The 23,529-nt window shown below is 61.0% G+C and carries 18 protein-coding genes, 6 tRNA genes, 3 rRNA genes and 1 pseudogene; 9 read left to right on the forward strand and 19 right to left on the reverse strand.

Translation table 11 applies throughout. The features are described from left to right. Positions 1-372: 372 nt before the first annotated feature. From rplL to DM992_RS02520, 17 genes are all read right to left on the reverse strand, one after another. Positions 373-747, reverse strand: coding sequence for a 50S ribosomal protein L7/L12 (rplL, locus tag DM992_RS02430; protein ID WP_034183755.1), 375 nt, complete (start codon positions 745-747; stop codon positions 373-375). 63 nt (positions 748-810) lie between these two features. After that, complete coding sequence (rplJ, locus tag DM992_RS02435; protein ID WP_034183754.1) at positions 811-1,308, reverse strand: 50S ribosomal protein L10; 498 nt, start codon at positions 1,306-1,308, stop codon at positions 811-813. Positions 1,309-1,604: 296 nt separating this feature from the next. Further along, positions 1,605-2,303 carry a 50S ribosomal protein L1 gene (gene rplA / locus DM992_RS02440; RefSeq protein ID WP_006482906.1) on the reverse strand — a complete coding sequence of 233 codons (699 nt, stop codon included), beginning with the start codon at positions 2,301-2,303 and terminating at the stop codon, positions 1,605-1,607. Then, positions 2,304-2,735, reverse strand: coding sequence for a 50S ribosomal protein L11 (gene rplK, locus DM992_RS02445; protein WP_006753591.1), 432 nt, complete (start codon positions 2,733-2,735; stop codon positions 2,304-2,306). It lies immediately after the preceding gene. A 140-nt stretch (positions 2,736-2,875) separates the two neighbouring features. Further along, positions 2,876-3,433 carry a transcription termination/antitermination protein NusG gene (gene nusG, locus DM992_RS02450; RefSeq protein ID WP_006400672.1) on the reverse strand — a complete coding sequence of 186 codons (558 nt, stop codon included), beginning with the start codon at positions 3,431-3,433 and terminating at the stop codon, positions 2,876-2,878. A gap of 1 nt (position 3,434) precedes the next feature. Beyond that, complete coding sequence (gene secE, locus DM992_RS02455; protein ID WP_034183753.1) at positions 3,435-3,815, reverse strand: preprotein translocase subunit SecE; 381 nt, start codon at positions 3,813-3,815, stop codon at positions 3,435-3,437. Positions 3,816-3,859: 44 nt separating this feature from the next. Continuing rightward, positions 3,860-3,935 (reverse strand) — tRNA-Trp (locus DM992_RS02460). Positions 3,936-3,994: 59 nt separating this feature from the next. Continuing rightward, positions 3,995-5,185 (reverse strand): elongation factor Tu, encoded by a 1,191-nt coding sequence (gene tuf, locus DM992_RS02465; RefSeq protein WP_006482910.1) that lies wholly within the window; start codon positions 5,183-5,185, stop codon positions 3,995-3,997. Positions 5,186-5,251: 66 nt separating this feature from the next. Next, positions 5,252-5,326: transfer RNA gene (locus DM992_RS02470), tRNA-Thr, on the reverse strand. Between the two features lie 24 nt (positions 5,327-5,350). Continuing rightward, a tRNA-Gly gene (locus tag DM992_RS02475) sits at positions 5,351-5,424 on the reverse strand. Between the two features lie 44 nt (positions 5,425-5,468). Continuing rightward, positions 5,469-5,554 (reverse strand) — tRNA-Tyr (locus DM992_RS02480). Positions 5,555-7,503: 1,949 nt separating this feature from the next. Beyond that, positions 7,504-7,616, reverse strand: a 5S ribosomal RNA gene (gene rrf, locus DM992_RS02485). A gap of 152 nt (positions 7,617-7,768) precedes the next feature. After that, a 23S ribosomal RNA gene (locus DM992_RS02490) occupies positions 7,769-10,650 on the reverse strand. 301 nt (positions 10,651-10,951) lie between these two features. Continuing rightward, positions 10,952-11,027, reverse strand: a tRNA-Ala gene (locus DM992_RS02500). A gap of 36 nt (positions 11,028-11,063) precedes the next feature. Beyond that, positions 11,064-11,140: transfer RNA gene (locus DM992_RS02505), tRNA-Ile, on the reverse strand. A 63-nt stretch (positions 11,141-11,203) separates the two neighbouring features. Further along, positions 11,204-12,736 (reverse strand): 16S ribosomal RNA (locus DM992_RS02510). Together the 16S, 23S and 5S rRNA genes with 2 tRNA genes alongside form the textbook arrangement of a ribosomal RNA operon. A gap of 566 nt (positions 12,737-13,302) precedes the next feature. Continuing rightward, entirely contained in the window at positions 13,303-14,568 is a 1,266-nt protein-coding gene (locus tag DM992_RS02520; protein WP_111015511.1) for an SGNH/GDSL hydrolase family protein, read from the reverse strand. Between the two features lie 199 nt (positions 14,569-14,767). Here DM992_RS02520 and paaA point away from each other — a divergent pair, with 199 nt between their 5' ends. From paaA to DM992_RS02560, 8 genes are all read left to right on the forward strand, one after another. Further along, a complete protein-coding gene (gene paaA, locus DM992_RS02525) occupies positions 14,768-15,766 on the forward strand; it encodes a 1,2-phenylacetyl-CoA epoxidase subunit PaaA (RefSeq protein ID WP_034183965.1) in 999 nt (332 codons plus the stop codon). A gap of 35 nt (positions 15,767-15,801) precedes the next feature. Then, a complete protein-coding gene (paaB, locus tag DM992_RS02530) occupies positions 15,802-16,086 on the forward strand; it encodes a 1,2-phenylacetyl-CoA epoxidase subunit PaaB (RefSeq protein WP_010092957.1) in 285 nt (94 codons plus the stop codon). A 10-nt stretch (positions 16,087-16,096) separates the two neighbouring features. Further along, positions 16,097-16,900: a 1,2-phenylacetyl-CoA epoxidase subunit PaaC gene (gene paaC / locus DM992_RS02535; RefSeq protein ID WP_111015512.1), complete on the forward strand. Its 804-nt coding sequence runs from the start codon at positions 16,097-16,099 to the stop codon at positions 16,898-16,900. A gap of 25 nt (positions 16,901-16,925) precedes the next feature. After that, complete coding sequence (gene paaD / locus DM992_RS02540; protein ID WP_111015513.1) at positions 16,926-17,489, forward strand: 1,2-phenylacetyl-CoA epoxidase subunit PaaD; 564 nt, start codon at positions 16,926-16,928, stop codon at positions 17,487-17,489. Between the two features lie 2 nt (positions 17,490-17,491). Then, positions 17,492-18,580 (forward strand): 1,2-phenylacetyl-CoA epoxidase subunit PaaE, encoded by a 1,089-nt coding sequence (gene paaE / locus DM992_RS02545; RefSeq protein WP_111015514.1) that lies wholly within the window; start codon positions 17,492-17,494, stop codon positions 18,578-18,580. A 128-nt stretch (positions 18,581-18,708) separates the two neighbouring features. Further along, positions 18,709-19,533 (forward strand): DUF1835 domain-containing protein, encoded by an 825-nt coding sequence (locus tag DM992_RS02550; protein WP_111015515.1) that lies wholly within the window; start codon positions 18,709-18,711, stop codon positions 19,531-19,533. A gap of 16 nt (positions 19,534-19,549) precedes the next feature. After that, positions 19,550-20,155 carry a TetR/AcrR family transcriptional regulator gene (locus DM992_RS02555; protein WP_027783292.1) on the forward strand — a complete coding sequence of 202 codons (606 nt, stop codon included), beginning with the start codon at positions 19,550-19,552 and terminating at the stop codon, positions 20,153-20,155. Positions 20,156-20,399: 244 nt separating this feature from the next. Next, positions 20,400-21,047 (forward strand): GNAT family N-acetyltransferase, encoded by a 648-nt coding sequence (locus tag DM992_RS02560; RefSeq protein ID WP_162631573.1) that lies wholly within the window; start codon positions 20,400-20,402, stop codon positions 21,045-21,047. A gap of 70 nt (positions 21,048-21,117) precedes the next feature. Here DM992_RS02560 and DM992_RS02565 read toward each other — a convergent pair whose 3' ends face one another. After that, positions 21,118-21,642, reverse strand: a complete 525-nt coding sequence (locus DM992_RS02565) for an Lrp/AsnC family transcriptional regulator (protein ID WP_111015517.1) — start codon at positions 21,640-21,642, stop codon at positions 21,118-21,120. 212 nt (positions 21,643-21,854) lie between these two features. On the opposite strand from DM992_RS02565, the gene hppD reads away from it, so the two are divergent. Continuing rightward, positions 21,855-22,952 carry a 4-hydroxyphenylpyruvate dioxygenase gene (hppD, locus tag DM992_RS02570; RefSeq protein WP_111015518.1) on the forward strand — a complete coding sequence of 366 codons (1,098 nt, stop codon included), beginning with the start codon at positions 21,855-21,857 and terminating at the stop codon, positions 22,950-22,952. A gap of 132 nt (positions 22,953-23,084) precedes the next feature. On the opposite strand, the pseudogene DM992_RS02575 reads toward hppD, so the two are convergent. Further along, positions 23,085-23,280, reverse strand: a pseudogene (locus tag DM992_RS02575) (hypothetical protein). Between the last annotated feature and the right edge of the window lie 249 nt (positions 23,281-23,529).

Raw genomic sequence — 23,529 nt, forward strand, 5'->3', positions numbered from 1 at the left:
CTCCGAATCACGGCGGGTGCTATCGAGGCGGAATACCTGGACGTTTCAAACCCGAGTGTTCACCGACTGAGACCCGATGGCCGTCCGACGGCTTGAACGAGCCGAGAAGCTTGGTGGTTGGCCGCTACCAACCGCTGGCTGACGGCAGCGGATGCCTGTGTTGCCCGCTACCCGACCAAACTTGCCTTCTGCAGTCGCTTCAGAAGACAAAGAGAAACGCCAATCGTGACCAATGACAACGATTAGACGGTTTTCTTTGGCTTCTGGGGCCGATTATTCGGGCTCCCGAATGAGTGCCAGAATAACGTCCCCACAAAGCACAAAAAGGCCGGCGGTGAAAATACCGCCAGCCTTCGCACAGCGCGTCGAAACTTACTTGATTTCGACCTTCGCGCCTGCGTCTTCCAGCTTCTTCTTGGCTTCTTCCGATGCAGCCTTGTCGACGCCTTCCTTGACAGCCTTCGGTGCGCCGTCAACCAGGTCCTTCGCTTCCTTCAGGCCCAGGCCCGTCAGTTCGCGAACTGCCTTGATGACTGCAACCTTGTTGCCGCCTGCTTCAGCCAGAACGACCGTGAATTCGGTCTTCTCTTCAGCAGCAGCAGCAGCGCCGCCGCCTGCCGGGCCAGCGACTGCCACTGCAGCTGCCGACACGCCAAACTTCTCTTCGAACGCCTTGACCAGTTCGTTCAGTTCCAGAACGGTCATCCCTTCGACTGCTGCCAGGATGTCTTCTTTTGCGATTGCCATTTGAAATACTCCTAAATTGAATTCGGATACAGCCAGCGATCAATGACGCTGATGCACGTTCGATTACGCAGCTTCCGCTTGCTTCTTCTCGGCCAGCGCGGCCAGAGCACGCGCGAAGCCCGAAACAGGCGATTGCATAACGAACAGCAGCTTCGAGAGCAGTTCTTCGCGGCTCGGGATGCTTGCCAGCGCTTGCACGCCAGCCTTGTCCATCACCTTGCCATCGAACGAACCAGCCTTGATGACCAACTTGTCATTGCTCTTGCTGAAGTCGTTGACGACCTTAGCAGCAGCAATTGCATCTTCCGAGATGCCGTAGATCAGCGGACCAGTCATCTGCTCTGCCAGCGGAGCAAACGGCGTACCTTCGACAGCGCGACGCGCCAGCGTGTTCTTCAACACGCGCAGGTAAACCTTTTGCTCACGCGCTTGCGCGCGCAGCTTGGTCAGATCGCCAACCGCAATTCCACGATACTCAGCCAGCACAACGGTCTGGGCCTTCGCGACTTGCGCGGAAACCTCAGCTACGACGGCTTGCTTGTCTTCTCTATTAAGCGGCACGGTTAGCCTCCAGAAACGATACGTTCGGCACGAAACCTCACGTACCTCGTTCAACAACGGCGTCCGACCTCGTTAGGAGTATTTCCACCTCACGCCGCGAATCGCTTCACGGCCTGCGGCTTCACCACTGCAAAACTTTTTCGGGTTCGCCATCTGCGTTGGCTTGAATTAAGGGATCGCCTGCCTGCTGCGCCCCACCAACGGTCTTTGATAACCGGTTGCCCGCCTTTGCTGCACGAACAACCGCCCAAAGCCCATGAAGGCCGCTTCGCAAGCGAAGCGGCCTGAATACTTGCTTACTGTGCTGCCAGCGTAGCCTGGTCGACACGCACGCCGACGCCCATCGTGCTCGACAGTGCGATCTTGCGCAGGTACACGCCCTTGCTCGTTGCCGGCTTTGCCTTCTGCAGCGCTTCGATCAGCGCCGACAGGTTCGAACGCAGCGCGGTCGGCTCGAACGATGCACGGCCGATGGTCGCGTGGATGATACCGGCCTTGTCGACACGGAATTGCACCTGACCAGCCTTCGCGTTCTTGACGGCGGTTGCGACGTCCGGCGTGACCGTACCGACCTTCGGGTTCGGCATCAGGCCGCGCGGGCCGAGGATCTGGCCGAGCGTACCGACGATACGCATCGTGTCCGGCGAAGCGATCACGATATCGAAGTCCATCTGGCCAGCCTTGATCTGCTCAGCCAGGTCTTCCATACCGACGATTTCCGCACCTGCTGCACGAGCCTGCTCGGCCTTCTCGCCTTGCGCGAACACGGCAACGCGAACCGACTTGCCCGTACCGGCCGGCAGAACGACCGAACCACGAACGACCTGGTCCGACTTCTTTGCATCGATGCCGAGCTGGACTGCGACGTCGATCGACTCGTCGAACTTCGCGCTCGCGCATTCCTTCACGAGGCTCAGTGCGTCTTCGATCGCGTACAGCTTCTGGCGATCAACCTTGGCGGCAAATGCCTGACGGCGCTTGGAGATCTTAGCCATTTACACGCCCTCCACAGTGATGCCCATCGAGCGTGCGCTACCAGCGATGGTGCGAACGGCTGCGTCCAGATCAGCTGCCGTAAGGTCCGGCATCTTGGTCTTCGCGATTTCTTCAGCTTGAGCGCGCGTGATCGAACCGACCTTGTCGGTGTGCGGCTTGCTCGAGCCCTTGTCCACCTTCGCCGCCTTCTTGATCAGGACGGTCGCCGGCGGCGTCTTCATCACGAACGTGAAGCTCTTGTCAGCGAATGCCGTGATGACCACCGGCACCGGCAGACCCGGCTCCATGCCTTGAGTCTGCGCGTTGAACGCCTTGCAGAACTCCATGATGTTCAGGCCGCGCTGGCCCAGTGCCGGACCGACCGGCGGCGACGGGTTGGCTTTACCTGCAGGGATCTGCAGCTTGATAAAGCCGACAATCTTCTTTGCCATTTGAAAACCTCGTTGGAACGCCAGGCGGCGTTCGGTGAGTGATAACGCGCTTTCGCCGCTGGCTACTGACGCTCCTCAACGGCCGTAACGCGGGCCGTAAGCGCGAAGGTGGGCAGCCGAGGCTGCCCACCGAATCGGGATCAAACTTTTTCGACCTGGCCGAACTCGAGTTCGACCGGCGTCGAGCGGCCAAAGATGGTGACCGACACACGCACGCGCGATTTTTCGTAGTTGACTTCTTCGACGGTGCCGTTGAAGTCCGTGAACGGGCCTTCCTTGACACGCACCATCTCGCCAACTTCGAACAGGGTCTTCGGACGCGGCTTTTCGACGCCTTCCTGCATCTGCGACATGATCTTCTCGACTTCCTTCGGGGAAATCGGGGTCGGGCGGTTACGTGCACCGCCGACGAAGCCGGTGACCTTCGCGGTGTTCTTCACGAGGTGCCACGTTTCGTCCGTCATTTCCATTTCCACCAGCACGTAGCCGGGGAAGAAACGACGCTCGGTCACAGCCTTGTGGCCGCCTTTGACTTCGACCACTTCTTCGGTCGGAACCAGGATCTGACCGAATTTGTCCTGCATGCCAGCACGTTCGATGCGCTCCTGAAGCGCACGTTGCACGCTCTTCTCCATACCGGAGTAGGCGTGCACGACGTACCAACGTTTTCCGCTCGGGGATGCCGGAGTATCGCTCATATCATTTCCAACCCAGAATCGCCGAGAAAATTACCCACTCGATCGATTTGTCACTCAACCAGAGGAAAATCGCCATCACGAGCACGAAACCGAACACGACGAGTGTTGTTTGCGTTGCTTCCTTGCGGGTGGGCCAAACGACCTTCCGGACTTCCTTGTACGAATCCTTGGCAAACGCGATGAGGCTCTTGCCAGGTGCGGACATCAGCCCGACGGCCACGCCGGCGATGATACCTACCGCCAACGCGGCACCGCGGACATACCACTGCTGATTGGCCAGCCAGAAGAAGCCCACGAATCCGGCCAACACCAGCAATACGCCCAGGGCCAGCACTAGCTTATCGCCGGAGGTATTTACAGTTTCGACGGATGGATTCGCCATAACACCTTAAAACAAATGCCACGTAGGACACGTGGCTATTTTTTTGGCAGGGGCAGAGGGAATCGAACCCCCAACCTTCGGTTTTGGAGACCGACGCTCTGCCAGTTGAGCTATACCCCTAAACCATGCTGGGGCCGGCTACTGCCAGCCCCAAAACTGTCGATCAACGAATAACTGGCTTACTCGATGATCTTGGCGACGACGCCGGCGCCGACGGTACGGCCGCCTTCGCGGATTGCGAAGCGCAGACCTTCTTCCATCGCGATCGGAGCGATCAGCTTCACCGTGATCGACACGTTGTCGCCCGGCATCACCATTTCCTTGTCCTTCGGCAGCTCGATCGAGCCCGTCACGTCCGTCGTACGGAAGTAGAACTGCGGACGGTAGTTGTTGAAGAACGGCGTGTGACGGCCGCCTTCGTCCTTGCTCAGCACGTACACTTCAGCCGTGAAGTGCGTGTGCGGCGTGATCGAACCCGGCTTCGCCAGAACCTGGCCACGCTCCACGTCTTCACGCTTCGTGCCGCGCAGCAGGATACCCACGTTGTCGCCTGCCTGACCTTGGTCCAGCAGCTTGCGGAACATTTCAACGCCCGTGCAGGTCGTCTTCACCGTCGGCTTGATACCGACGATTTCGATTTCTTCGCCGACCTTCACGATGCCGCGCTCGACACGACCCGTCACCACCGTACCACGGCCCGAGATCGAGAACACGTCTTCCACCGGCATCAGGAACGCGCCGTCAACTGCACGCTCCGGCGTCGGGATGTACGTGTCCAGCGCGTCGGCCAGGCTCATGATCGCCACTTCGCCCAGCTCGCCCGTGTCGCCTTCCAGCGCCAGCTTCGCCGAACCCTTCACGATCGGCGTGTCGTCGCCCGGGAAGTCGTACTTCGACAGGAGTTCGCGAACTTCCATCTCGACCAGCTCGAGCAGTTCAGCGTCGTCCACCATGTCGCACTTGTTCAGGAACACGATGATGTACGGAACGCCAACCTGACGCGCCAGCAGGATGTGCTCACGCGTTTGCGGCATCGGGCCGTCTGCTGCCGAGCAAACCAGGATCGCGCCGTCCATCTGTGCCGCGCCCGTGATCATGTTCTTCACATAGTCAGCGTGGCCCGGGCAGTCGACGTGTGCGTAGTGGCGGTTAGCCGTTTCGTACTCAACGTGTGCCGTGTTGATCGTGATGCCGCGCGCCTTTTCTTCCGGTGCCGCGTCGATCTGGTCGTACGCCTTCGCTTCGCCGCCGAACTTCTTCGTCAGAACCGTCGTGATCGCTGCCGTCAGCGTCGTCTTGCCGTGGTCAACGTGACCAATCGTACCAACGTTCACGTGCGGCTTGGTCCGCTCAAACTTTTCCTTGGCCATTTTCAACTCCCAAAAGGAATTTCACAGGTTGCGCCGCGCGCAAACAAGACACTGACTTTTTACTGCTGGTGCCCATGGGCAGGATCGAACTGCCGACCTCTCCCTTACCAAGGGAGTGCTCTACCACTGAGCCACATGGGCGCTTTACGCTTCAACTTCGCGGTCTGGAGCGGGTGAAGGGAATCGAACCCTCGTCGTAAGCTTGGAAGGCTTCTGCTCTACCATTGAGCTACACCCGCACGGGCCACTAACGATTCCCTACCGCTCAACTGCGCTGATATCTTGGTGGAGGAGGTTGGATTCGAACCAACGTAGGCGTAAGCCAACAGATTTACAGTCTGCCCCCTTTAGCCACTCGGGCACCCCTCCGTAGAGAACTGACGATTATGGGGGTGCATCGCACTCTTGTCAAGCACATCCGGAAGATTATTTTTAACCCTCTTCCCGACACTTGCGCTACCACCGATCCCCCTCCCTTGCCTGGCTAAGGCAAGCACGAGATATTGCCGATCGGCGCCACATCCTCGTCAGACTCCGCCTTTAGCGCTGATCTGCATCTGCGCTAAAAACGAAAGACCGCCATCATACGACCTCTCGTGCACAATGCCAAGCGGGTAGACGCAAAATTTTTGCAAATTTCGTGCCGGGCGGCTTCGATGATCCCCGCTCAGTGTTCATGAGGGCCCTTACCTGATACCACTCAAGCACGATCGCGAAGATCCGCCAACAGGCGTTGGCCGACAGCCACGCCCCGGGGACGCCCGAAGGAGGTCGTCGCACTCGCTGCCTATGAGCGGCTGAAACCGGTCCTCGACGCTGGCCACCTTGGCTCGAAGGGCGTCGCGGCGGCGGTGGCGCGCGCGACGAATCTGGATGCAACCGCGTATTCTCGGCCGCTCGATGATGTATCAGTGAACCTCGTCGCAGCAGGCTCCGGATGTGACGCGCGACAAGATGAGTCCGACCACGGCCAGCCTCGACGTGCTACGGCCGCTACTTGGCAACGATATACACCCAACGCACCCGATTACCTCGCGCCGCGGCGGCGCCGTCGCGGCGGACGCTCAGCAGTGCGGCATTGCGCCGGCCGGTCCGTCGCGCAAACTGGCCAGCAGCACCTTGTCGGCCTATCACCGCGAATCCGCCGCGTACACGGGGCATCCCGCCCGTCCGTGCCATGCCCGCGCCTCGCACAACTGAACGCGGATGTCTGCGGTGGCTTCTGCGCAGGAGCTTTCGCCGTGCCTCATACATCCGAGGACTCCGGAAATCTGACCTGCGATGCGCAGTCGTCGAGGTCCGTCACTTGGTGACCGGCGATGCTCGTGCCGATTCGGGATCAAGGTCGGAACATGATCCATCGGTTTCCGCCGGCCGAACGCTTCGCGCTCGGCGATCGAAGTACTGCATGCACGGTACGATCGACTGCCGTAGACGCCGGTGGTACGCACTTCGCGCTAAGGGGAGAAGGTCGGGCTGCCTCGGCGGTACCGCCTATTCGCTCGTCGAGGAGAACGTGTTGCGAGACAGCCGACCAGTGCTGGTCAAGAGCAACCGTGTGGGTTTCCAGGGATGGCCACCTCATGAGCTCGCGGGTGTCGCTGCGGGTGTTGCCGCCTGACTTCTTGCAACCGGCCACATGCCTCCCTTGCGCCCAAGGAAGCAACTTTGCAGAAAAATCAGTGATTTCGAATACGAAATGACGCTCGATAGCGACGTGACGCTGGTCTTGATGCCCTACAACCGCGCAGCTTTACGTGGCGCCGGTTGCTCAAGACTTGCAGCATCAACACTCCGAAAATCGGGCATGCGACAGTTAATATTTGGCTCACGCGAACGGTGCGAGTCGATCAGTGATCGCTGGACGATTCTTCATGCTGACTGTTGCGGGCAATCGATACGGCGATCGGAGACACAAGCGGTACCCTGAAACCGTTGAACGACGATTGTGATTTTGGCCGAGGATGGGCTCAAGGTGCCGACGATCACGACGAGATGGCTGATCGTTGAAAAGCAGGACTACGCTACACAAGTCCGTATTCGGTGATGGGCAGATCGGTGAAGGAGGTTCCTGCGAAGAATTGACCAGCCGCCTGATCAGCCAGGGGGCAAAATTAATCGCCGTCGCGGCGAGCAGCAGATGGGGCGATGATAGGTCACGGCAGTTCGAGCCGCCATCGCGTGGGCCAACCTGGCTGGAGTGAGTTGCTGTTGATGCGACGAAAAGGGCGCGCTACCCCCTGCGGGACGCGGCACGCATTTGCGCCGCGCCAATGCAAAAACCCCCGCCTTTTGGGCGGGGGTTTCTGGCTTAGGGAGCCTGACGATTACCTACTTTCACACGGGAATCCGCACTATCATCGGCGTAGAGTCGTTTCACGGTCCTGTTCGGGATGGGAAGGGGTGGGACCGACTCGCTATGGTCATCAGGCAAAGAGGGTTGTCGCGTTGCTTCGCAGCGCGACCAATCGGGAAGAAGCAGTAATTAGGTTGTGTGTATCACACACGAGAATCCAACTTGTCGCTCTGGATCTTGCAGCCAGTGCTTTCGCACGGCGCCGATCTACAAGGCAGACTTGTTATAGGATCAAGCCTTACGGGCAATTAGTATCAGTTAGCTGAACGCATTACTGCGCTTACACACCTGACCTATCAACGTCCTGGTCTCGAACGACCCTTCAAGGGGATCTAGTCCCCAGGGATATCTCATCTTAAGGCGAGTTTCCCGCTTAGATGCTTTCAGCGGTTATCTCTTCCGAACATAGCTACCCGGCGATGCCACTGGCGTGACAACCGGTACACCAGAGGTTCGTCCACTCCGGTCCTCTCGTACTAGGAGCAGCCCCCTTCAAATATCCAACGCCCACGGCAGATAGGGACCAAACTGTCTCACGACGTTTTAAACCCAGCTCACGTACCTCTTTAAATGGCGAACAGCCATACCCTTGGGACCGGCTACAGCCCCAGGATGAGATGAGCCGACATCGAGGTGCCAAACACCGCCGTCGATATGAACTCTTGGGCGGTATCAGCCTGTTATCCCCAGAGTACCTTTTATCCGTTGAGCGATGGCCCTTCCATACAGAACCACCGGATCACTATGACCTGCTTTCGCACCTGCTCGACTTGTCGGTCTCGCAGTTAAGCACGCTTATGCCATTGCACTATCAGCACGATTTCCGACCGTACCTAGCGTACCTTCGTACTCCTCCGTTACGCTTTGGGAGGAGACCGCCCCAGTCAAACTGCCTACCATGCACTGTCCCCGACCCGGATCACGGGCCAAGGTTAGAACCTCAAACAAACCAGGGTGGTATTTCAAGGACGGCTCCACCGAAACTAGCGTTCCGGTTTCATAGCCTCCCACCTATCCTACACAGATCGGTTCAAAGTCCAATGCAAAGCTACAGTAAAGGTTCATGGGGTCTTTCCGTCTAGCCGCGGGTAGATTGCATCATCACAAACACTTCAACTTCGCTGAGTCTCGGGAGGAGACAGTGTGGCCATCGTTACGCCATTCGTGCAGGTCGGAACTTACCCGACAAGGAATTTCGCTACCTTAGGACCGTTATAGTTACGGCCGCCGTTTACCGGGACTTCAATCAAGAGCTTGCACCCCATCATTTAATCTTCCGGCACCGGGCAGGCGTCACACCCTATACGTCCACTTTCGTGTTTGCAGAGTGCTGTGTTTTTATTAAACAGTCGCAGCCACCAGTTTATTGCAACCCCTTCACCCTCCTGGCGCAGGCCAGTCAAGCTACAAGGGCGTACCTTATCCCGAAGTTACGGTACCAATTTGCCGAGTTCCTTCTCCCGAGTTCTCTCAAGCGCCTTAGAATACTCATCTCGCCCACCTGTGTCGGTTTGCGGTACGGTCATCGTTAGACTGAAGCTTAGAGGCTTTTCTTGGAACCACTTCCAATTGCTTCGCTCCCTAAGGAGCTCGCGCCACACCCTTGAATTACGCGCCCGGATTTGCCTAAGCGCCTTCTCCAATGCAGCGACCGGGACTTCCAACACCCGGACAACCTTCCGCGATCCGTCCCCCCATCGCATCTAACAATGGTGCAGGAATATTGACCTGCTTCCCATCAGCTACGCATTTCTGCCTCGCCTTAGGGGCCGACTCACCCTACGCCGATGAACGTTGCGTAGGAAACCTTGGGCTTACGGCGAGGGGGCCTTTCACCCCCTTTATCGCTACTCATGTCAGCATTCGCACTTCCGATACCTCCAGCACGCTTTTCAACGCACCTTCGCAGGCTTACGGAACGCTCTCCTACCATGCGTGCAAAGCACGCATCCGCAGCTTCGGTATATAGCTTAGCCCCGTTACATCTTCCGCGCAGGACGACTCGATCAGTGAGCTATTACGCTTTCTTTAAAGGGTGGCTGCTTCTAAGCCAACCTCCTGACTGTTTTAGCCTTCCCACTTCGTTTCCCACTTAGCTATATTTGGGGACCTTAGCTGGCGGTCTGGGTTGTTTCCCTCTTGACACCGGACGTTAGCACCCGATGTCTGTCTCCCGTGATTGCACTCTTCGGTATTCGGAGTTTGCTATGGCGGGGTAATCTGCAATAGACCCCCCAACCATGACAGTGCTCTACCCCCGAAGGTGAGACACGAGGCACTACCTAAATAGTTTTCGGAGAGAACCAGCTATTTCCAAGTTTGTTTAGCCTTTCACCCCTATCCACAGCTCATCCCCTAACTTTTCAACGTTAGTGGGTTCGGACCTCCAGTACGTGTTACCGCACCTTCATCCTGGCCATGGATAGATCACTTGGTTTCGGGTCTACGCCCAGCAACTGAACGCCCTATTCGGACTCGCTTTCGCTACGCCTGCCCTATACGGTTAAGCTTGCTACTGAACGTAAGTCGCTGACCCATTATACAAAAGGTACGCCGTCACCCCTTGCGAGGCTCCGACTGTTTGTATGCATGCGGTTTCAGGATCTATTTCACTCCCCTCCCGGGGTTCTTTTCGCCTTTCCCTCACGGTACTGGTTCACTATCGGTCGATCACGAGTATTTAGCCTTGGAGGATGGTCCCCCCATCTTCAGACAGGATTTCACGTGTCCCGCCCTACTTGTCGCACACCTAGTTCTTTCATACTGTTTTCGCCTACAGGGCTATCACCTGCTATGGCCGCACTTTCCAGAGCGTTCGGCTAACAATACAAATAAAGAGTGCAAGGCTCATCCCATTTCGCTCGCCACTACTTTGGGAATCTCGGTTGATTTCTTTTCCTGCGGTTACTTAGATGTTTCAGTTCACCGCGTTCGCTTCGCTGGACCTATGTATTCAGTCCAGGATGACCCAAAAGGGCCGGGTTTCCCCATTCGGACATCTACGGATCAAAGCTCGTTTGCCAGCTCCCCGTAGCTTTTCGCAGGCTACCGCGTCCTTCATCGCCTGTGATCGCCAAGGCATCCACCACATGCACTTGTTCGCTTGACCCTATAACGAGTCTGTCTCATCGACAGTCGCTACAGGTTGAGTTCTCGCGTTGTGCCGTATTCCAAATTGAGTCAAACATAGAGTTCGAATCATCTTGAGATACATCGATACAATCACAACCCGGATAACTTCCACGTCCATCTCAAGACGCTTCCGCTATCCAAATTACTTACTTCTTCCAGATTGTTAAAGAACGACAGCCGATACCTACTACGTATCACTCTGACTGGCTCAATCGCCAATGGCAAATGCTCGTCTCACACGCCACTTTCGTGTGAGCCAAACGCTTCCCATTGAAGATTGGTGGAGGCAGACGGGATCGAACCGACGACCCCCTGCTTGCAAAGCAGGTGCTCTCCCAGCTGAGCTATGCCCCCATATACAGAGAACTTCAGGGTACTACCGCCAGACAATGGTGGGTCTGGTTGGATTCGAACCAACGACCCCCGCCTTATCAAGACGGTGCTCTAACCGACTGAGCTACAGACCCCTGAGTCTGTCTTTAATTTACAGCCGATAAGCGTGAGCGCTCAACTTCGCGAGATAGCTCTGGAAAGGAGGTGATCCAGCCGCACCTTCCGATACGGCTACCTTGTTACGACTTCACCCCAGTCATGAATCCTACCGTGGTGACCGTCCTCCTTGCGGTTAGACTAGCCACTTCTGGTAAAACCCACTCCCATGGTGTGACGGGCGGTGTGTACAAGACCCGGGAACGTATTCACCGCGGCATGCTGATCCGCGATTACTAGCGATTCCAGCTTCATGCACTCGAGTTGCAGAGTGCAATCCGGACTACGATCGGTTTTCTGGGATTAGCTCCCCCTCGCGGGTTGGCAACCCTCTGTTCCGACCATTGTATGACGTGTGAAGCCCTACCCATAAGGGCCATGAGGACTTGACGTCATCCCCACCTTCCTCCGGTTTGTCACCGGCAGTCTCCTTAGAGTGCTCTTGCGTAGCAACTAAGGACAAGGGTTGCGCTCGTTGCGGGACTTAACCCAACATCTCACGACACGAGCTGACGACAGCCATGCAGCACCTGTGCGCCGGTTCTCTTTCGAGCACTCCCGCCTCTCAGCAGGATTCCGACCATGTCAAGGGTAGGTAAGGTTTTTCGCGTTGCATCGAATTAATCCACATCATCCACCGCTTGTGCGGGTCCCCGTCAATTCCTTTGAGTTTTAATCTTGCGACCGTACTCCCCAGGCGGTCAACTTCACGCGTTAGCTACGTTACTAAGGAAATGAATCCCCAACAACTAGTTGACATCGTTTAGGGCGTGGACTACCAGGGTATCTAATCCTGTTTGCTCCCCACGCTTTCGTGCATGAGCGTCAGTATTGGCCCAGGGGGCTGCCTTCGCCATCGGTATTCCTCCACATCTCTACGCATTTCACTGCTACACGTGGAATTCTACCCCCCTCTGCCATACTCTAGCCTGCCAGTCACCAATGCAGTTCCCAGGTTGAGCCCGGGGATTTCACATCGGTCTTAGCAAACCGCCTGCGCACGCTTTACGCCCAGTAATTCCGATTAACGCTCGCACCCTACGTATTACCGCGGCTGCTGGCACGTAGTTAGCCGGTGCTTATTCTTCCGGTACCGTCATCCCCCGACTGTATTAGAGCCAAGGATTTCTTTCCGGACAAAAGTGCTTTACAACCCGAAGGCCTTCTTCACACACGCGGCATTGCTGGATCAGGCTTTCGCCCATTGTCCAAAATTCCCCACTGCTGCCTCCCGTAGGAGTCTGGGCCGTGTCTCAGTCCCAGTGTGGCTGGTCGTCCTCTCAGACCAGCTACTGATCGTCGCCTTGGTAGGCCTTTACCCCACCAACTAGCTAATCAGCCATCGGCCAACCCTATAGCGCGAGGCCCGAAGGTCCCCCGCTTTCATCCGTAGATCGTATGCGGTATTAATCCGGCTTTCGCCGGGCTATCCCCCACTACAGGACATGTTCCGATGTATTACTCACCCGTTCGCCACTCGCCACCAGGTGCAAGCACCCGTGCTGCCGTTCGACTTGCATGTGTAAGGCATGCCGCCAGCGTTCAATCTGAGCCAGGATCAAACTCTTCAGTTTAAACCTGTTACTGTTTTCGGTTCTTTCGAACCGGTCGCTCACTCAAAGCTGACAGGAATATGAATTGCTTCATAAACCTGACTTACTTTAGTGTGAGACTCTTGATACTTTCGCTATCTGATCCGAGGATCAGCTCGCTTCCATCAAGCGCCCACACTTATCGGCTGTTAATTTTTAAAGAGCATTTCTGCGAGAAACTTCGTGTTTCTCAGCAGCGCTGCGTTTTCAGCAGCAGAGAAGCGAGATTATGAACCGTGTTTCGCAGCTCGTCAACAACTTTTTCAACCACTTCGTTGCGACTGCGGGGCTCATCTTCCTGCGCCAGCCGTGCGCCCAACTTGCTGCACACCACCGGCTTCGCTTCCCCTCTTCCGCGCCGCGTTTCCGTTAGCGCGAAAGAGGCGTGATTCTATGCACCCCGCACCCTTCGCGCAAGCCCCTTTGTGAAATTATTTTGAAAAAGCCACCGTGCGCTGACGCGCACGGTGGCTTGGGGCTCGACGGGCCGGATGTCGTCGTTGGCCTCCAGGCCGCCGGCAGCGCTTCACTCTATATATAGGAGCGCGTCACTTGCCTCCCATGCCAGCCCGCAACTGCTCGACCGGCACCGCGTCGGCCATCGCCGTGTAGCCCGCATCGCTCGGATGGATCCCGTCGCCGCTGTCGTATCGGCGCTGCAGCACGCTCGGGTGCGCCGGATCGCGCAGCACCGCATCGAAGTCGACCACGCCGTCGAACCCGCCACCGCTGCGTATCCACCGGTTCACCTCCAGCCGGATCGCCTCGCGGCCAGCCGGCAGCCCTGCCGGCGTGAGCGTCGCGCCGAAGACTTTCACGCCCTGGCGGTGTGCCGCGTCGATCAGCCGACGATAGCCGTCGATCAGCGACGCGGCCGTGACCTGCGTGTGCGGATGATCGCAATCGAGCCCCGCGCGCGGCGGCATTGCAGCGAAATTGATGTCGTTGATCCCGATCAGCACGACCGCTGCCTTCACACCCGCGCGCGACAGCGCATCGCGCTCGAACCTCGACGCCAGCGACGTGCCGTAGCACGCGGAATCGCTGAGCAGCCGGTTCCCGCTGATGCCCAGATTCACGACGCCGATCGAATCGGCACCCGACGCCGTCAGCCGACGCGCCAGCGCGTCCGGCCAGCGGCGGTTCCGGTTCACGCTCGAACGCAGTCCGTCGGTGATCGAATCGCCGATCGCGGCCACGCTGGCTCGCGCGGAACCGACCTCGACGGCCAGCTCGGTCACCCATGCATATTGGGTAAAACGGGTGCGGAACGCGGCAGCGCCCGGATCGTTCACGTGATCGCCCGGCGCAGAGACATAGTTGAACTGGTTCGACACGCGGTGCCAGACCGTCATCCGCTGGTTCGGTCCCATCTGCAGACTGATGGCATACGGTTGTCCCGCCGTCACGTCGATCGCCACGGGATCGCTTTCGAGTTCCTGCCCCGGCGCGAGTGTCGCCGACGCCTTGCCGCCGAACCGGACCGGCACGGCCGCGCCGCCGGCGAGCGCAGCGCCGTCGCCGCCACGCGCCAGGCTCGCCGCGTCGACGACCAGCGGTGCGTGACCGTATGCATTGCTCATGCGAATCCGCGCCGCCCGTCCCGACACCGTCGGGTAGACGATCTGGCGCACAGTCCGCCCCGCCACGTCGGGCGCGCGGTAGAGCGGCGGCGGCGCGGCAAGGTCAGGAATCGGCTGCAACGCGGTCGCCCATGCGGCAACCCATCCTGCCGGCGCAGCCGAAGCCGCGAGCGGCGACACAAGAACGGCCGCCCCCAACACGGCCGCGGCGAAACTGCTTCGGAATGACATCGGCAAAATCCTCATCGGAAAGCGGGCATTGTGCCGCAGAAGACGCAAGACTCACGCGGTGGCCCGCGCTTGCGCCGGCTGGTCGCGCCCCGACGTCCCTCGTTTACCCGAATCTCGCCGCAAATCCGCAAGAAATTTATTAACCGACCGGTCGGTTGGTTTATACTGCGCACACATTCAACCGGACGAGAATCTCGCCATGTACACGCAATCCCTCGACATCCCCGGCAACGTCGCGCCGCTCGACGCCGCAGCCGAGTCGCCCGAGCAGGCGCGGTTCGATGCGGTGATGGCCGCGGACGGCAAGATCGAACCGCAAGACTGGATGCCCGACGCCTATCGCAAGACGCTGGTTCGCCAGATCTCGCAGCACGCGCATTCGGAAGTTGTCGGCATGCTGCCGGAAGGCAACTGGATCTCGCGCGCGCCGAGCCTGAAGCGCAAGGCGATCCTGCTCGCAAAGGTCCAGGACGAAGCCGGCCACGGCCTCTATCTTTATAGCGCGGTCGAAACGCTCGGCGTGTCGCGCGATTCGCTGATCGACGCGCTGCACGCAGGCAAGGCGAAATACTCGAGCATCTTCAACTACCCGACGCCGACCTGGGCGGACGTCGGCGTGATCGGCTGGCTCGTCGACGGCGCCGCGATCATGAACCAGATCCCGCTGTGCCGCTGCACGTACGGCCCGTACGCGCGCGCGATGATCCGCGTGTGCAAGGAAGAGTCGTTCCACCAGCGCCAGGGTTTCGACGCGCTGCTGTCGATGATGAAGGGCAGCGACGCGCAGCGCGCGATGGTGCAGCAAGCCGTGAACCGCTGGTGGTGGCCGGTGCTGATGATGTTCGGCCCGAGCGACGCCGATTCGGTCCACAGCAGCCAGTCCGCGAAATGGGGCATCAAGCGGATCTCGAACGACGATCTGCGGCAGAAGTTCGTCGACGCGACGGTCGACCAGGCGAAAGTGCTCGGCGTCACGCTGCCCGATCCCGACCTGAAGTGGAACGACGCGCGCGGCCACCACGACTACGGAACGATCGACTGGGACGAATTCTGGCGCGTGGTCAACGGCGACGGCCCGTGCAACAAGGAACGGCTCGCGACCCGCGTGAAAGCGCACGAGGACGGCGCATGGGTGCGCGAAGCCGCGCTCGCGCACGAAGCGAAGCGCCGCGCCCGCGCCGAACAGCACGCCGCCTGAGCGGCACCATCGAATTCAGGAATCAGGAGAAAGTGATGAACAAGGAATGGCCGATCTGGGAAGTGTTCGTGCGCAGCAAGCAGGGCCTCGACCACAAGCACTGCGGCAGCCTGCACGCCGCCGACGCGTCGATGGCGCTGCGCATGGCGCGCGACGTCTACACGCGCCGCCAGGAAGGCGTGAGCATCTGGGTGGTGCCGTCGTCGGCGATCACCGCATCGGATCCGAACGAGAAGGCCGAACTGTTCGAGCCGGCGGGCGACAAGATCTACCGTCACCCGACGTTCTACACGCTGCCCGACGAAGTCAACCACATGTAACGCCCGCGCCATGACGATCACGCCCGAACACCTCTCCTACGTGCTGCGCCTCGCGGACAACGCGCTGATCCTCGGTCAGCGCAACGCCGAATGGTGCGGCCACGGCCCGATCCTCGAGGAAGACATCGCGCTCACCAACATGAGCCTCGACCTCATCGGCCAGGCGCGCATGCTGTATACGCACGCCGCCGAACTCGAGCGCCAGCTCACCGGCGCGACGAAGACCGAGGACGACTACGCGTACTTCCGTACCGAGCGCGAGTTCGCGAACTTCACGCTCGCCGAGCTGCCGCACTACGGCCCGGTCTCCGGCACCGCGCACGCCGACAAGGACTACGCGGTGACGATCGTGCGCAACTTCCTCTACGCGGCGCTGATGCTGCACGTGTGGACCGCGCTGGAAACGTCGACCGACACGCAGCTTGCCGCGATCGCCGCGAAATCGGTGAAGGAAACCCGCTATCACGTGCAGCACGCACGCGAATGGCTCGTTCGCCTCGGCGACGGCACCGACGAATCGCACCGTCGCGCGCAGGACGCGCTCGACTACCTGACCCCGTACACGCGCGAGTTCTTCGCAGCCGATGCGATCGACGACGCGATCGCCGCACCGGGCATCGGCCCGGCACCGGCCGCGATCGAAGCCGCATGGCGCGCGGACGTGGACGATGCGCTCGCCGAGGCGACGCTCGCGCTGCCGGCGCCCGTGAAGCATGTGACGACCGGCAAGCAGGGCGAGCACTCGGAGCACATGGGCTACCTGCTCGCGGAAATGCAGAGCCTCGCGCGCCAGCACCCCGGCGCGACCTGGTAACCGGCCAACGCCACGGAGCCCGACAATGCCCGTCCAGACCGCCGCCCCCGCCGACGCCGCGCCCGCCGTGCGTCACGACGATCCGCTGCTCGCCCGCGCATGGGACGTGCTCGAAGCCGTGCCCGACCCCGAGATCCCGGTCGTGTCGATCCGCGAGCTCGGCATCCTGCGCGACGTCCGCCGCGCCGGCGACGGCCTGCTCGAAGTCGTGATCACGCCGACCTACTCGGGCTGCCCGGCCATGTCGCAGATCGCCGAGGACGTCGCCGCCGCACTGCAGGCGGCCGGCCTCCCGCCGCATCGGATCGAAACGGTGCTCGCGCCGGCGTGGACGACCGACTGGATCACGCAGGAAGCGCGCGACAAGCTGCGCGCGTACGGCATCGCGCCGCCGGTCGGCCAGTGCGGCAGCACCGCGCCGCGGGAAAACGTCGTGCGCTTCGTGCCGCGACCGGTCGCGGCGCCCGCGTGCCCGCGCTGCGGCTCCGCCCGCACCGAACGTCTCGCGCAATTCGCGTCCACGGCCTGCAAGGCGCTGTATCGCTGCGTCGACTGCCGCGAACCCTTCGACTACTTCAAACCCTACTGAATATGGCGACCCCGCAATTTCATCCGCTGCGTATCCGCGACGTGCGGCCCGAGACCGCCGATGCCGTCACCGTCTCCTTCGACGTGCCGCCCGAGCTGCGCGACGCATATCGCTTCACGCAGGGCCAGTTCGTCACGCTGAAGACCCACATCGACGGCGAGGAGACGCGCCGTTCGTATTCGATCTGCGTCGGCACGACGGACTACGACCGCGACGGCGAACTGCGCATCGGCATCAAGCGGGTGCGCGGCGGCCGCTTCTCGAACTTCGCGTTCGACGCGCTGAAGCCGGGCCACACGATCGACGTGATGACGCCGGACGGCCGCTTCTTCACGCATTTGAACGCGGACCACGGCAAGCAGTACGTCGCGTTTTCCGGCGGCTCGGGGATCACGCCCGTGCTCGCGATCGTGAAGACGACGCTCGAACTCGAGCCGCGCAGCACGTTCACGCTGATCTACGGCAACCGCAGCGTCGACGCGATCATGTTCGCGGAGGAGCTCGAGGACCTGAAGAACCGCTACATGAACCGCTTCGTCCTCTATCACGTGCTGTCGGACGACCAGCAGGACGTCGAACTGTTCAACGGCGTGCTCGACCAGGCGAAATGCGCGGAATTCCTTGCTACGCTGATGCCGGCCGACGCGATCGACGAGGCGTTCATCTGCGGCCCCGCGCCGATGATGGACGCGGCCGAAGCGGCGCTGAAGGCGGCCGGCGTGCCGCAGGCGAAGGTACATGTCGAGCGTTTCGGCACGCCGCTGCCGCAGGCCGGCGCGCCGGCCGTCGAGATCACCGACGAGACGCCGGCCGCCGAGCTGGAAATCGTGCTCGACGGCAAGAAGCGCAAGCTGCGCCTGCCGTACGAAGGCGTGAGCCTGCTCGATGTCGGCTTGCGCGCGGGCCTCGCGCTGCCGTACGCGTGCAAGGGCGGCGTGTGCTGCACGTGCCGCGCGAAAGTGATCGAGGGCGATGTGCGGATGGAGAAGAACTACACGCTCGAGGAGCACGAAGTGAAGGACGGTTTCGTGCTCACGTGCCAGTGCCATCCGATCAGCGACAAGGTCGTCGTGAGCTTCGACGAGCGTTGAGCGGCATCGCGTCGCGGCGCCGGACGGTTTCTCGCCGTCACACATCTCGCTTACACTAGGGGCCGCCGGCCGGCTGGACATCGCAACGTCCGCCCGGCCGGCGGCTTTCTTTTGTTGACGACAGGCCGATGAGTACCATTCATGTGATTCAGGGCGGCACCGCCGCCGCGTCGCTGAGCGAGGCACTCGCGCAAGCCGGACGCGACGAGCGCGTCGTCGGATTGCTCGACGATCTCGGCGTCGGGCCGCTGAAGGGCGCCGACGAGACGCCCGACACGCGTGCCGCCTTCTGGGAGCGCGTGCTCGGCGACCAGATCCCCGACTGGAACGCGGAAATCGAAGACGAATTCGCGCGTCTCGACCAGCTCGCGATGGATACGGGCCAGGTGGTCGTGTGGCACGCGCCGAGCGTCGGCGACAAGCTGCTGCTGCGCCGCGTCGCCTATCACCTGCGCAATGTCCCGCAGCGCCTGAACGAAGTGCGGCTGTCGGCCGCCGATCTCGACTCGGCGCAACGCGCATCGCTGTCGCGCACCGACCAGGCATGCACGACCGGGATGTTCTCGCCCGCGGAACTGGCGCGGAAGCGGCCGGTGGCCGCGCCGATCTCGGTGCTGCGCATCGGTCGCCTCGCGCTCGAATGGCAGGAGGCGAAGCACCTGAACGCCGAACTTCGCTATTGGGTCAGCAACACGATCAAGAGCGGCTACTATGCCGATCTCGACGCGCTGATCGTCGCGCGCGCGGAAACCGACTGGCTGCCCGCGCGGCGCCTCGTCGGCGGCATCATGGCCGACGCCGACCGCGGCGGCCTGTTCGTCAGCGACTCGATCGCCTGGTGGCGCTGCCGCGAACTCGCGGCAGCCGGCCGGCTCGAGCTGCAGGACGACGCGCCCGCCGCCCTCTCTTCCACGCAGGTGCGCGCGGCCCGCGCCGCCATCGCGCACCGCTAATCTTACGCATTCGACCATGGCCCGTACCCGAGCGCCCGACCACGAATCCCAGCGCGAGCAGATCCTCGATCTCGCCGCCGAGAAATTCGCGCAGACGAGCTACCCGAGCACGTCGATGTCCGATCTCGCGACCGCGAGCGGCACGTCGAAGGCACGCCTTTATCACTATTACGAGAGCAAGGAAGCGATCCTGTTCGACCTGCTCGACCGCTACACGAAGCGGCTGATGCTGATCATCGCCGAGGTCGAAGGGGCGAGCCAGCGGCGCGGCCTCAGCGAACGCGACGCGTTCGCGGAGCTCGTGCGCGCGTTCCTCTCCGAATACGAGACGTCGCACAGCCGTCACGTCGCGCTGCTCAACGACGTGAAGTATCTCGAGGATGCGCAGCGCGAGATCGTGCTCGACCGCCAGCGCGATATCGTCGCAGCGTTCACGCGGCAGCTCGCGCGCGCGTACCCGGACCGCATCTCGAAGGAAAACCAGACATCCGTGACGATGATGGTGTTCGGGATGATCAACTGGACGTTCACGTGGCTGAAGCCGGGCGGCCGTCTCGGCTACCGCGACTTCGCCGAGCAGGTGATCGACCTGATCGAACGCGGGCTGTCGACGGCGGCCTGATTGCCGCACAGCAGCAAGCGTTGCAGGACGGGCACACTGCGGCGGCCCGCCGCACATTTCATATGATGAATTTTAAATTCGTTAAAAATCAAATAGATGCTGTGTTAACCAAGCGAATTTAGAATTCATCCTCCAGCATAAATAAGGTTAAATACGGGTTTTCCCCAATCCGAGGGCCGACGGTCGGGTAAAATGCTGCTGCGTTGCACAACCCGCTGTACGGTCACATATTGAGGAACCCACGATGAACACGCAATTGAACGGCAATGCCGATGTCGTCGGCACCGCCGGTAGTGCGCCGGTTCTCGTCAGGGAACTGGCTTCCAAAGACCGTGAGCAGATGCTCACCCACTTTCTCTCGCTCGACGAAGAGGACCGCCTGCTGCGTTTCGGCCAGCTGGTGCCTGACCACGTGATCGAGAACTATGTCCGCACGATCGACTTCGGTCGCGACACCGTGTTCGGCGTGTTCGACCACGAACTCGCACTGATCGGCGTCGGCCACCTGGCCTACCTGCCGGCCGAGGGCGACAAGCGCACGGCCGAATTCGGCGTGTCGGTGCTCGAAAGCGCACGCGGCCGCGGCGTCGGCTCGAAGCTGTTCGAGCGCGCGGCGATCCGCAGCCGCAACACGCACGTGACGATGCTGTACATGCACTGCCTGTCGCGTAACGCGACGATGATGCACATCGCGAAGAAATCCGGGATGCGCATCGAGTACGCGTACGGCGAAGCCGATGCGTACCTGTCGCTGCCGCCGGCCGACCACTCGACGATCATCGCCGAGATGCTGCAGGAACAGGCGGCGGTGTTCGACTACGCGCTCAAGCGCCAGGCGCACCGCACGTCGAAGTTCATCGAAGCGCTGATGCCCGACGCGCTGACGGCGTAACATCGGCCGACCGGGCGCGCTGCTGCGGTGCGCCCGGCCCCCTTTTCTCCTTCCTCCGCCATCGGGCGCGCTAGCGCACCGAACGAATCGGCAACGCCGTCGTCTCCTTGAAGCATTCGAGCGAAAAGCTCGTCTTCACGTCGATCACCGACGGGTGATGCAGCAAATGCTCCTGCACGAAGCGGGAGAAATGCGCCATGTCCTCGACCTGCACGCGCAGCAGGTAATCCATGTCTCCCGTCATCGCGTGGCACGCGACCACTTCCGGCCAGGTCTGCACGGCCGCGCGAAACAGCTCCGCGTGGGTCGCACCCGCGCGCGCCGACGTCTCGTCGACCCGCACCGGCGCCAGGCCGCCCCGCTTCTCGAGCCGCACGCTCACGTACGCGAGCAGGTCGAGCCCGAGCTTCTGCGGATCCAGCAGCGCGACATAGCCGGTGATCACGCCGATCTCCTCGAGCCGCCGGATCCGTCGCAGGCACGGGCTCGGCGACAGGTTCACGCGCTCGGCGATCTCCTGGTTCGACAGGCGCCCGTTCTCCTGAAGAATCGCGAGAATCCGCCGGTCGATGGCATCCAATTCGGCTTGCGCCATCTTCTGCCCTCCGATGATTATTTAAAGACTGGAAATTGCGCCATCGTAGGCACGGACGATTAAGTTCGCAAGTTTCCGCTCGCGGTCGCCCGCTACACTCTGTCGCACGTACCGATTCGTTGCGCACGCCGACACGTGCGCCGCCTTCGACATCGAACCGGGCCGGCACGCGCACGTCGCCCCGGCCGATCGCCCCGCACAGGAGACACGACATGCAGATCCCCAACTGGGACAACCCCGTCGGCACCGACGGCTTCGAATTCATCGAATACACGGCGCCGGACCCGAAAGCGCTCGGACAACTGTTCGAACGGATGGGTTTCACCGCGATTGCGCGCCACCGCCACAAGGACGTGACGGTCTACCGCCAGGGCGACATCAACTTCATCATCAACGCCGAACCCGATTCGTTCGCGCAACGATTCGCGCGCCTGCACGGCCCGTCGATCTGCGCGATCGCATTCCGCGTGCAGGACGCCGCGAAGGCGTACAAGCACGCGCTCGAACTCGGCGCATGGGGCTTCGACAACAAGACGGGCCCGATGGAGCTGAACATCCCGGCGATCAAGGGCATCGGCGATTCGCTGATCTACTTCGTCGACCGCTGGCGCGGCAAGAACGGCGCGCAGCCGGGCTCGATCGGCGACATCAGCATCTATGACGTCGATTTCGAGCCGATCGCCGGCGCGAACCCGAACCCGGTCGGTCACGGCCTCACCTACATCGACCACCTGACGCACAACGTGCATCGCGGCCGCATGCAGGAATGGGCCGAGTTCTACGAACGCCTGTTCAACTTCCGCGAAGTGCGCTACTTCGACATCGAAGGCAAGGTGACGGGCGTGAAGTCGAAGGCGATGACGTCGCCGTGCGGCAAGATCCGCATCCCGATCAACGAGGAGGGCTCGGACACCGCCGGCCAGATCCAGGAATACCTGGACGCGTACCACGGCGAAGGCATCCAGCACATCGCGCTCGGCACGAACGACATCTACGGCGCGGTCGACGGCCTGCGCAGCAAGGAAGTGAAGCTGCTCGACACGATCGACACGTATTACGAGCTGGTCGACCGCCGCGTGCCGAACCACGGCGAATCGCTGGACGAACTGAAGAAGCGCAAGATCCTGATCGACGGCGCACGCGACGACCTGCTGCTGCAGATCTTCACCGAGAACCAGATCGGGCCGATCTTCTTCGAGATCATCCAGCGCAAGGGCAACCAGGGCTTCGGCGAAGGCAACTTCAAGGCGCTGTTCGAATCGATCGAGCTCGACCAGATCCGCCGCGGCGTCGTGCAGGACAAGGCCTGACGCGTCCGGCGCGCGGCGGCCCGGGGCAACCGGGCCGATCGCACGATCCGGCGGCACAAAGAAAAAGGGCGGGAATCCGACGATTCCCGCCCTTTTTGCATTCCGGCACGGCCCGCAGGCCGCGCGACCGGATCAACGCGCGTTCACCTTCGACTCGACGACGCGCTCGGCCGCCGGCTGCGCGACGGCATCCTGGGCTGGCACGATCTGACGCATCTGTGCGCCGGCTGCCGCCAGTGCGCTCGCGCCTTGCGCGCGCACCGGGCCGGTCATCGCGAAAAAACGCGGCGGACACGATCAGGAAACTCTGGATATGACGTGTGTTCATTGCACCTCCTGTAAAACTGCCGGCGCCTCCCCGGTTGCGTCGAAACGAACCAACGCGGCCGGGCACCTCCGGCAGGCCGACAAGATTAACGGCATTTGCCCGCAGATGGAGCCGGCTTTACATGCATTTACATGATGTAACGCATGATCAAGCCCTTTTTCCTGGTGCGCCGCCGCAATTCAACCCGCATTCCGGCCGATGGGCGGCGGGTTTGCCCCAGTGCTACCATCGCTTAAAACCGGCCAATAT

The organism is Burkholderia sp. JP2-270 (assembly GCF_003233675.1).
In the GTDB taxonomy this organism is placed as follows: Bacteria; Pseudomonadota; Gammaproteobacteria; order Burkholderiales; family Burkholderiaceae; genus Burkholderia; species Burkholderia pyrrocinia_C.